This is a genomic window from Campylobacter sp. IFREMER_LSEM_CL2127, from assembly GCF_025771745.1.
In the GTDB taxonomy this organism is placed as follows: domain Bacteria; phylum Campylobacterota; class Campylobacteria; order Campylobacterales; family Campylobacteraceae; genus Campylobacter_D.
Genome location: NZ_JAKMQV010000004.1, coordinates 112653 through 123457 on the forward strand (window position 1 = coordinate 112653; position 10805 = coordinate 123457).

A 10805-nucleotide genomic window follows, 5' to 3' on the forward strand; every position below is an offset into this window, starting at 1 on the left:
ACTTATGCAAGAAATGGAAGTGGTGTTTTTAAATGATGAGTTTGTAAAAGCTAGTGAAGCTAAAGTGAGTGTTTTTGATAGAGGTTTTATCTTTGGAGATGGAATTTATGAAGTAGTTCCTGTGGTAAATGCAAAAATAGCTGACAAAGAAGAATTTTGGGAGCGTTTTGAGCGTAGTTTGGCTCAAATTGAACTACAAATTCCTTATACAAAAGAAGAATTTGAAAATATTTTAGAGCAATTAATCATTAAAAACTCTCTTAAAGAAGGTGGGCTTTATATGCAAGTTACTAGAGGGGTTGCTAGTAGAAATTTTGCTCTTTTGAAGGGATTAAAACCTACTATTATGGCTTTTGCTTTTGAATGCAAGGTGATTGAGCATGAGTATGCTAAAAATGGGGTAAGTGTTATTTCAACAGCTGATTTAAGATGGAAAAGAAGGGATATAAAATCAATTTCTTTATTGGCTCAATGTCTTGCAAAAGAAGAAGCTATAAAAGCTAAGGTTTTTGAAGCTTTTATGGTAGAAAATGCTTTAGTAACGGAAGCTTCTAGTAGTTCAGCTTTTATTATAAAAGATAAAACTTTAATTACTAAGCCATTTTCTAATGAAATCTTACCAGGAATTCGCCGTAAAAATATCTTGAAATTTGCCAAAGAACTTGATCTTAAAGTAGATCAAAGAGCTTTTAGTATGAAAGAAGTATATGAGGCTGATGAGGTATTTATTTCTGCGGCTACTTTTTTGATTTTAGGTGTTATAAAAGCAGATAGCAAGGTGATTAATGATGGTAAAGTAGGCTTTTATACCCAAAAACTAAGAGAAAAATATGTAGAAAAAATACAAAAAGAGGTTTTTTAATCAAAACCCGCATTAGTAAATTCTTTAGGATTATCAAGAGCGTAGCGAAACTTTTCCCAGTCTATTTGTTTATCCCAAATAGCTACGATTAAAGCTGCTACGCTATTACCGCATAAATTTCCTACTGCACGAATTTCAGACATAAACTTATCCACACCCAAGAGTATAGAAATAGCAGCTACTGGTAAAACCTCGCCTAAACTTGCTCCTAAGCCATTGTTAGCTTCTGCAATATGCATATTAGATAAAGCTGCCAGCGTACTTCCTAGTATGATAAAACCTGAACCAGTTACACCAACAGCACCTTTTGAAGCTATCATTAGTACGATTAAAATGCTAATTTCATGCGTTAAAGAAAGCTCTACATTAAAAGCTTGTGCAAGGAAAATCAAACTCATAGCCAAATAAATATTAGTACAATCAAGATTAAAACTATAACCAGTTGGCAATACCAAACCCACAGTGGCTTTTGAAATTCCTGCTTTTTCAAGCTTTCTCATAAGTGGAGCTAATGCTGATTCGCTAGAACTTGTGGCAAAAACTATCAAAACTTCTCTTGAAATAAAACGCATAAATTTAAAAATATTTACTTTGGCAATAAAACAAATAAGTCCTAAAACTCCAAAGATAAAGAGCAAAGAAGCAAGTAGCATAACAACAAGTAAATATCCTAAATTTAACAAAGAATCAAGTCCATATTTTGCCACTAAAAAAGCCATCGCAGAAAAAGCAGCAATAGGAGAAAAATACATAATGATTTCTAGGATTTTAAAAACAAAACTTTGCATTATTTCTAAGGTTTTTTGTATAGCTTTTCTCTCATCAATTCTCATAAGTGAAATAATAAAAGCACAAGCTAGGGCTATAACTAAGATTTGCAAGGTTTTTCCCTCGCTAAAAGCAGCGATGATATCAGTAGGTATAGCGTCTTTTAAAATATGTAAAATTTCATTTTGTGCGCTTATTTCTATATTGTTATTGACAAATTGAGCTACACTATCTTTATCTAAGGTGCTTGGATCAAGATTCATTCCTTTTCCAGGTCCCATGATATTTGCCATAAAAATACCAATAGCTAAAGCAAAAGTACTCACTACTTCAAAGTATAATAAAGCTTTAGCACCTATACTTCCAACTTGCTTTAGACTTTCAAGGCTAACAACTCCTAAAACAATAGTCAAAAATATAATAGGCCCTATTAAAAATTTTAAAGCTTGTATAAAATAATCTACCCCGATTTTACTAGCTAGTGCAAGTTCTTTATCTAATAAACCAAGGCTAATACCAGCTATTATTCCTATAATCACCCAAAAACCTAAATTTTTTAACATTTTTTTGAGCTTGCTTGGTTTTTCATGGGTAATTACTAGCACAAAAACTCCTTGAATTTTTAAAACCACCACATATTAGCAAAGAAAAACTTATTTTTATGATTAAAACAAATAAAAAATAAACAATACTCTTAAAAATAATAATTTTTTAGCTTATTTTGTAGCTAAAAGTAGCATTTTGTAGTATTTTTATCTGATTTATTATGAAATAAATAATGATAATGTTTATCTAAATTTAAGAAAGCTAGTACTATACTTGCGACTATGATTTTAAAAATGAATATCATTTCGGAGTAAAATAGTGTTTAAAAAAATAAGCTTGTTGATAATTTTTTTATTTTGTACTATTGTTTATGCTAGAGAGATTGATTATCAAAAAGAAGCCCAAGCAATCAAACAAATTTTAAATGAAAGTATGATTTTATACAAAGAAAATAAAAATTTAGAAGCAAAGAAAAAAGCAGAAGATGCATACTTTCAGCATTTTGAAACCATGGAAGGCTCTATTGGGCGTAATGTTGGTAGAAAAGCCATTGTTATGGAGCGTAAATTTGTTAATTTAAGAAAGTTATATAAAGATAAAGAAGATTTTTCTAAAATAGAAGCTTTGATTAGTAGTTTGTATTTTGATTTAGATGAAATAGTTCCTATTTTAGAAAAAGGCTTCCAGCTTAAAGCTGAAGCTAGTGATGTAAATTATGATAAAAAAGCAGCTGAAAACTCATCTTTAAAAGCAGAAAAAGAACGCCAAGCACAAGCTGAAGCGATGTTTGCTGCTTTGCTTGGAGAGAATGTTAAAGAACAAACTTCACAAAACTCAACTCAAAGTTTGATTGCTCAAGAGCAAGACACTCAAAAAGATGAAGCATTGCTAGCTTTACAAGAAGCTTCGACTTTGGATGCAAGGTTGCAATTTTTAATGGATTCTATGATTTCAAAGCTTGATCAGGCTGCATTAGCTTTTGTAAATAAAGACTATCAAAAAGCTAAAGATTTGATTCAATCAGCATTGTTTGAAGACTATAGAAATTCAAAAGTAGAAGTTTTAGTGGCAAGATATACTAAGGCAGGAGTGGATAAAAAAATTCAAACTAAACTTAGAACTATTATAAGAAAAATCAATGCTAATACTTTAGATGAAAAAACTATTAGAGATGAAATTTCAAACATATCAGATTTATTATATGAAGCGTTTTTAGCTCTACCTAAAGAAGAATTAGCCTTGCTTCAAGTTAAAGGCTTTGATGAAAGTGCTATGAGTACTAAAAACTATACTAAAGTATATGATGATATGAAAATTGCTCTTAATGATATTTTGCAAAATTATGAGGGATTTAGTTTAAATAGTATAGATGCTTTACAAAATGTGTATTTAGATATTTTTGAAGCAAGTGGCATGGAAAGTAAAATTGGTGCTATTGATAGTGCTTTAAAATTAAAAATAGAAAGTTATTTTTCAAAAGGTGTTGCACTTATTAAAGCAAGTGCTTCTAAAGAAGAATTAAAACAAAATTTTGACGAGCTTAGTGCCTTAGTGGAAGGCTCTTTAGATAAAATTCAAGAATCCTCACCTATGTCTTTATTTATATGGGCTTTGGGTATTATTTTAAGAGAGGGCTTGGAGGCTTTAATTATTATTGTAGCTATAGTTTCATACCTAGTTCAAAGTGGTAATAAAAAGCGTTTAAATATAGTATATTCAGCACTTTGGAGTGGGGTATTTTTAAGTTTTGTAACAGCATTTTTTATTTCATGGATTTTTAAAGAACAAGCAGGGCAAAGCAGAGAGTTGCTAGAAGGCATTACTATGCTTGTGGCTGTTGCATTATTATTTTATGTAGGTTTTTGGCTTTTATCAAATGCACAAAATAAAAAATGGGCAAATCACATAAAAACCCAAGCAGTTAAAGCTATATCAAATAATTCAGCAAAAACCTTATGGTTTAGTGTGTTTTTAGCTGTATATAGAGAAGGTGCTGAAACTATTCTTTTTTATCAGGCTTTATTATTTGATGCAAAAACAAGCACAGATTATAGTTTTATATTTATAGGATTAGCTAGTGGATTAATTATACTTATCATACTTTATTATTTATTAAAAGCTGGTGCTTTAAAAATACCAGTAAAACAATTTTTCTATATAACTTCATACATTATTTTTTACATGGTCTTTGTCTTTACAGGCAAAGGCATTGGTGAGCTCATAGAAGCTAAGGTTATCACCCCAAGCTTACTTCCTTTTGATTTTGAAGGAATTTTGTGGCTTGGAATTTATCCTTACTATGAGAGTATCATACCTCAGTTTATGGTTTTAATCTTACTCATTATGGGTATTTTTATAACAAAGCAAATTTCAAATAAAAGGGAAAAAATATGAAAAAAACTTTATTAAGTTTAGGCGCAGCAGCTAGTATTTTAGCTAGTTCAGTTTTTGCAGCAGAGGTGCCAATTGGCGATCCTTATGAATTAAATGGTATGGAAATAGCAGCGGTTTATTTACAACCAATCGAAATGGAGCCAAGAGGGATTGATCTTGCAGCAAGTTTGGCAGATATTCACCTTGAAGCAGATATTCATGCATTAAAGGGTAATAAAAACGGCTTTCCAGAAGGCTTTTGGATCCCTTATTTAACTATAGCTTATAAGCTAACTAATCTTGACAATGGTAAAGTAAAAACAGGAACTCTTATGCCTATGGTTGCAGATGATGGCCCTCACTATGGTGCAAATTTAAAAATGGATACAGGCATTGGAAATTACGAGTTAGTATTTTTAATAGAAAGTCCAGAAAAACAAGGTTTTGGACGCCATGTTGATAAAGAAACAGGTGTTGGTAAATGGTTTGAGCCATTTTCGGTTAAATATAACTTCAAATACACAGGAAAACCTAAGTGATTTTTCCCTAGCTTTTGCTAGGGTTTATTTATGAAATTATTGATTTTATAAATAAATTCTATCAAAGAAGAGCCTATGTCGATTTATTTTGTACATTTTTTTGGAGTATTTTTTTCTTATGCGCTTTTGAGTGCTTTATTTTTTTATAATCTAAAAAATTCTTTAGTGTTTAAACTTGCTTTTGTAGGTTTTGTTTTTTCTTATTTTGCTTTTTTTATTAGCGCTAAAACACTAAATTATGATTTGTTGTATTTTTCTAATGATATTTTATTTGTTTTATTGTTTTTGGGTGTTATCATTTTTTCTTTTATGAAAAATAATTTTTTAAAAGAAAAAATTCAAGCAATATTGCTTTTTTTATTATCTTTTGCTTTTGGTATAAAATACTTACATATTTCTATTGATTTTCCTATATTAAGCACTAATTTTTTAGATTCTTTAGCGATTAGCTCTTTTGGGCTTATTTTGCTTGCTTTTGTTGTGTGTTTTGGGGCTTATCTTTTTACAAGATGGTTAAGGGAATTTAAATTTAAGTTTTTAAATTTATTTTTATTTATTATTGTGATTTTTTATCTAAATGAAGCTTTAGCTCAAATTTTATTACACCTTATGAGAGAAGGCGTGATAGAAACAGAAAGCTTGTATTTAAGCTATGTGGCAAAAAGTGTGTATTATGCTAAATTTTATACTTATGTATGGTTTGTGTTGTTAGGACTTTGTATTGTTTTAGCTCTAAAGCAAAGAGTGAGTGAAAACAGCAAGAAAAAAGATTTTGATATAGAATTTAGAAAAAATCAAGCAAAAAATTCAACTATAACTAATTTTAGTGCAAGTATTTTTAGTGCTATGATTTTAAGTCTTTGTATTTTTCTCTTTTATGACTTGCATGCTTCAAGACCGGTAACCATAGACGAGCCAACCTATGTAGAGCCAAATGAAAATGATGAATTTGTTTTTGATGTAGCGATTTTAAGAGATAATAACTTACATCGCTTTGCTTATATTAGCGATGAGGGTAAGGTGGTGAGATTTTTTTTAATTAACAAAAGAGAAGATAAAGACTCGCCAGTAGCTGTTTTTGATGCTTGTAGTATATGTGGGGATATGGGGTATGTTAAAAAAGGTGGAGAATTAATTTGTATCTCATGTAATGTTAGAATTTTCTTACCAAGTGTAGGTAAGGCAGGTGGGTGTAATCCTATCCCTATGAAGTATAAATTTGAAAATGGTAAGGTTATTATACCTTTTTCAGAAATTTTAGATGGGGTGAATTTTTTCACTCAAGTAGTAGAAAAGAAAGTTTATGATCCTATTGATAATACTGAATTAATTAATTTAAAAGCGCCAAGATCTTATGTTTATAAAGGTAGAACATATTTTTTTGCTAATGAAAAAAACTATGAAGAGTTTAAAAACGATCCTTTAAAATATATCGATATGAATAAGACTTCAAAATATAGAATTCATAATTTACTAGGAAATGACTATGCAAGTTAAGATTGTAAAAAATTCCATTTTTCAAAATAAAATTCAAAAATCCCTAGCTTTGTTAACGATTTTTTTAGCTACTTTACTTATGGCTACTATGTTAAATCTTACTTTGGGTATAGGTAATGAAATCACAAAAGAATTAAGAAGTTATGGGTCAAACATTTTAGTTTTACCTAAAGGTGCAAGTTTAAGTGTAGAAGTGGGTAATAAAATCTATGAGCCTTTGAAAAATCAAAATTTTTTAGAAGAAAACAAGCTTCATACTATAAAAGAAATTTTTTGGAGAAATAATATTAATGCCTTTGCACCATTTTTAGATACCCAAGTAAAAATTCAAACTCCAAATGTAAATTATGAAAATATCTCTTTAGTAGGAACTTATTTTGATAAGGCTATAAAGATTCAAGATGATGATGATTTTTATGCGGGTATTAAAGAATTATACAAATATAGTCGAATCAAAGGAAGCTACCCAAAAGATGATAGTTTAGATGAAATAATGCTAGGAATAGATTTAGCACAAAAGTATGATTTAAAAATAGATGATGAAATCACCCTTGTGCAAAATGAACAATTTTTTAAAGTGAAAATTGTTGGTATTATGGATTTAACCCAAGCTTTTTCAAATAAAATCATCACTTCTTTACTTTTAGCGCAAAAACTTTCTAAAAAGGAAGGTTTATTTGCTAAAGCAGAAGTTTCAGCTTTGACTATACCTGAAAATGATTTAGCACAAAAAGCAAGACGCGATGTAGATAGTCTTGATCAGCTTGAGTATGATCAGTGGTATTGCACTGCTTATGTAAGTTCTATTGCTTATCAAATCGCAGAAGATTTTAAGGGTGCTAGCACAAAAGTAGTGAGTGCGATTTCAGATGCAGAAAGTTTAATAGTGTCTAAAATTCAATCTTTAATGGCAGTAGTTAGTATTATATGTTTAATCGTAGCTTCCATAGCCATATCATCTTTAATGAGTGCGGATATTTTTAGAAGAAAAAGCGAAATAGGACTTTTAAAAGCTTTAGGTGCTAGCACTTTGCAAATTTATATGATTTTTGCACTAGAAGGGGGTGTGGTAGCTTTAATTGGAGCAGTTTTGGGCTTTGCTTTTGGTATAGGTATGTCAGAGATTATCGCCTTGAGTATATTTGAACATACCATTGAAATTTCTTGGATTATCCTACCAATTTGTTTATTTTTTGCAGTGCTTATAGTATTTTTAGGATGCTTATTTTCTATCAAAGGAATTTCTAAACTTTCTACTTCAGAGGTTTTATATGGGAAATAATTTTTTTATGCAAGAGGTTTTTAAATCTCTTATTTTTTCTTATAAAAGAGTTTGTATTATCTTTATAGCTGTGTTTATGGGTGCTATGGTTAGTGCTTCATTTTTTAATATTTATTTTGATATTGACACAAAATTATCTAAAGAATTAAAAGCTTATGGAGCTAATTTTATCATCACGCCAAAAGATGATGAGTTTTTAAGTATGGATGAGTTTAATCAAGTTAAAGAAAGCTTGAAGGCAAAAGCTTTAACCCCATTTTTATATGGTTTTTATAATCTTGAAAGCTCAAGTGCGGTAGTTGTTGGGGTTGATTTTGCAAATTTAAAGCTTACCAAGCCTTTTATGGAGGTTTTAAAAGGAAGCTTTTCTTTGAGTGATTTTAGTGAAGATAGTGCCTTTGTAGGGGCTGATTTGGCAAAACAACTTGAACTTAAAATAGGACAAGAATTACAAATTTATAATCCAAGCATTTCCAAAATAGTCAAAGTAAAAATCAAAGCTATTTTAAGAAGCAATGATGAACAAGATGGGGTTTTAATCATCTCTTTAAAAAAAGCTCAAGAGTTAGCAGCTAAAGAAGTGATAAATTATGCTCAAGCTATTTTGCTAGGTGATTATGAAAGTTTAGATCAAAAAGCAAAAGAGCTTAGCAAGGGCAATGTAGAAGCCAAAGTCATAGCTTCAGTGTCCATTAGCGAAGGTGTGATTTTAGAAAAGATCAAAGCTTTAATGGCTTTGATTAGTTTAACGATTTTACTCATTAGTTCTTTGAGTGTAAATACCACTCTTAGTGCGGTGATTTTTTCAAGAAAAAAAGAAATAGCCTTGCACCTTGCACTAGGAGCTAAGCATAAAGAAATCATCAAGCTCTTTGGAGCTGAAGTATTTATTTTAAGTTTAAGTGCTAGTTTACTCGGTGCTTTTTGTGGATATTTTTTGGCAAATATTTTTGGGTATTTGATTTTTAATGCAAGTATAGATTTTAGATTGCTTTCAGTATTTTTTGCGGTACTTGTTTCTTTGGTATTTGCATTTTTTGCAAGCATCTTACCACTAAAAAAAGCCTTAAAAATCAATGTTTGTGAAAATTTAAAGGGTGAGTGATGAAAAATATTATAAAAATTTCAAATTTAAATCGTAATTTTAATGAAGTTAAAGCTTTGCAAAATATCAACCTAGAAGTAAAGCAAGGTGAATGGCTAGCTATCATGGGTCCATCAGGTTCAGGTAAATCAACGCTTTTAAATATACTTTCTTTGATGGATACTCAAAGTAGCGGGGAGTATTTTTTAGATGATAAAGAAGTTGGAAATTTAAGTGAAGAAGAAAAAAGCGTGATTAGAAGAGAAAAAATAGGCTTAATTTTTCAACAATTTCATTTAATACCTTATTTAAATGCCTTAGAAAATGTTATGCTAGCGCAGTTTTATCACTCAAGTATAGAGCAAAAAGACGCTATAATGGCGCTAGAAAAAGTAGGGCTTTCACACAGACTTACGCATTTACCAAGCCAACTAAGTGGCGGGGAACAACAAAGACTATGCATAGCAAGAGCTTTAGTAAATGATCCTGAAATTTTATTAGCAGATGAGCCAACTGGAAATTTAGATGAGGCAAATGAAAAAAATATTCTAGAGCTTTTTTGTAAATTAAAACAAGATGGTAAAACCATAGTTTTAATCACTCACAATCCAGACTTAGCAACCTTTGCTGATAGAACTATCATTTTAAGCCATGGAGTGATGAAAAGTGAAAATTAAAAGTATAATTTTAGCTTGTTTATGTTTAGTTTTTTTAAGTGCATGTTTTGAAAACAACAATAAAAATGGCGGTAAAATAGGTCTAAAAGCACCAGAAATCGCAGCAAAAAATTTACAAGGTGAGAAAATCAAACTAGCTGACTTTGATAATCTTATCGTTTTAACCTTTGTGGAGCAAGGTTGTGCATCTTGTTTAAAAGATTTACCTCTTTTGGAAAAACTAGCTAACGAATACCCTAAAAAAATGACTATTCTAGCGCTTGATTCTATAGATAAAGGTAAGGATTTTGAAGAATTTGCTACAAAATATGATTATAAAAATATCACATTTTTACAAGATGATTTAGATATCTCATGGCAAAGATTTAGCGTTTTTGCAGTGCCAACTACTTTTGTCATTAAAGATGGTGTTGTGCAAGATAAAATTATAGGAGAAAAACCATGGTCGCAACTAAAAGCTTCTATTGCTTCTTGGCTTTAATAAGCATTTTTTTCTTTAGTGCATGCTCAAATAACGAATTTCAAACCCTAAATTCAAATCAAAACTATACTTTTAAATATGATGGTTTTGAAAAAACCTTAAAAACACAAAATACAAATCAAGCGTATGCTTTATTTTTTTTCACGCAAGATTGTGGTGCATGTAATGCACAAATTCCTATGTTAAACGAGCTTTATAAAGAAAGAAATTTTCCTATTTTAGCGGTGTTAAATGGAGTTAATTCAAAAGAAGAAGCTCAAAAAATTCTTTTGGAAAAAAAGCTAGATTTGCCACTTTTATATGAAGCCAAAGCAAGCTCATTTTTATCTAAGGCTGTGGGTGGAATTTATGGTGTGCCTGTGATAGTTTTTTACGATGAAAAAGGCAAAATAAATGAAAAATTCATTGGACTTACCCCAAAAAGTATTTTAGAAAATAAGATTAAATTTTTGCAATAATTCTTATTGAAAGTATTAATATTGTTATGTTTAAAGTATTTAAGATAACTTTTATCTTAAATTATTTTTAAGGAAAAATTTATAAATAAAATATTAATATTCCGATTGTATTATTAAAATATTAGTAACAAATGTTACAAATATATACAAATAAACAAGCAACCCATCAAACACATTAACTATTTTTTGAAAGGACTTTTTCAATGAATATAAATTTATCTAAAAATCACCTCATGGG

At 29.8% G+C, this 10805-nt stretch carries 10 protein-coding genes; 9 read left to right on the forward strand and 1 reads right to left on the reverse strand.

Going from position 1 to position 10805, the window contains the following annotated elements:
- Positions 1 to 4 precede the first annotated feature (4 nt).
- A complete protein-coding gene (locus tag L8V77_RS04470; protein ID WP_263702178.1) occupies positions 5 to 862 on the forward strand; it encodes a D-amino acid aminotransferase in 858 nt (285 codons plus the stop codon).
- Here L8V77_RS04470 and L8V77_RS04475 read toward each other — a convergent pair.
- A complete protein-coding gene (locus tag L8V77_RS04475; RefSeq protein ID WP_263706910.1) occupies positions 859 to 2193 on the reverse strand; it encodes a cation:dicarboxylate symporter family transporter in 1335 nt (444 codons plus the stop codon). The two genes, L8V77_RS04470 and L8V77_RS04475, sit on opposite strands and share 4 nt — an antisense overlap.
- Positions 2194 to 2491: 298 nt before the next feature.
- Here L8V77_RS04475 and L8V77_RS04480 point away from each other — a divergent pair, with 298 nt between their 5' ends.
- From L8V77_RS04480 to L8V77_RS04515, 8 genes are all read left to right on the forward strand, one after another.
- Complete coding sequence (locus L8V77_RS04480; RefSeq protein WP_263702269.1) at positions 2492 to 4570, forward strand: FTR1 family iron permease; 2079 nt, start codon at positions 2492 to 2494, stop codon at positions 4568 to 4570.
- Positions 4567 to 5088, forward strand: a complete 522-nt coding sequence (locus tag L8V77_RS04485; protein WP_012661874.1) for a ferrirhodotorulic acid transporter, periplasmic binding protein — start codon at positions 4567 to 4569, stop codon at positions 5086 to 5088. The genes L8V77_RS04480 and L8V77_RS04485 overlap by 4 nt, the downstream gene beginning before the upstream one ends.
- Before the next feature lie 75 nt (positions 5089 to 5163).
- Entirely contained in the window at positions 5164 to 6585 is a 1422-nt protein-coding gene (locus L8V77_RS04490) for a Fe-S-containing protein (RefSeq protein ID WP_263706901.1), read from the forward strand.
- The gene (locus tag L8V77_RS04495; RefSeq protein WP_263706903.1) at positions 6575 to 7867 is read left to right on the forward strand and encodes an ABC transporter permease; all 1293 of its coding nucleotides are present in this window, start codon (positions 6575 to 6577) and stop codon (positions 7865 to 7867) included. Before L8V77_RS04490 ends, L8V77_RS04495 begins: the two co-directional genes overlap by 11 nt.
- Complete coding sequence (locus L8V77_RS04500) at positions 7857 to 8972, forward strand: ABC transporter permease (RefSeq protein ID WP_263706904.1); 1116 nt, start codon at positions 7857 to 7859, stop codon at positions 8970 to 8972. The genes L8V77_RS04495 and L8V77_RS04500 overlap by 11 nt, the downstream gene beginning before the upstream one ends.
- Positions 8972 to 9628 carry an ABC transporter ATP-binding protein gene (locus tag L8V77_RS04505; RefSeq protein ID WP_012661870.1) on the forward strand — a complete coding sequence of 219 codons (657 nt, stop codon included), beginning with the start codon at positions 8972 to 8974 and terminating at the stop codon, positions 9626 to 9628. Before L8V77_RS04500 ends, L8V77_RS04505 begins: the two co-directional genes overlap by 1 nt.
- A complete protein-coding gene (locus L8V77_RS04510) occupies positions 9618 to 10109 on the forward strand; it encodes a TlpA family protein disulfide reductase (RefSeq protein ID WP_263706905.1) in 492 nt (163 codons plus the stop codon). Before L8V77_RS04505 ends, L8V77_RS04510 begins: the two co-directional genes overlap by 11 nt.
- On the forward strand, positions 10070 to 10567 hold the full coding sequence (locus L8V77_RS04515; RefSeq protein WP_318529530.1) for a TlpA disulfide reductase family protein: 498 nt from the start codon (positions 10070 to 10072) through the stop codon (positions 10565 to 10567). Before L8V77_RS04510 ends, L8V77_RS04515 begins: the two co-directional genes overlap by 40 nt.
- The last annotated feature ends 238 nt before the right edge of the window (positions 10568 to 10805 follow it).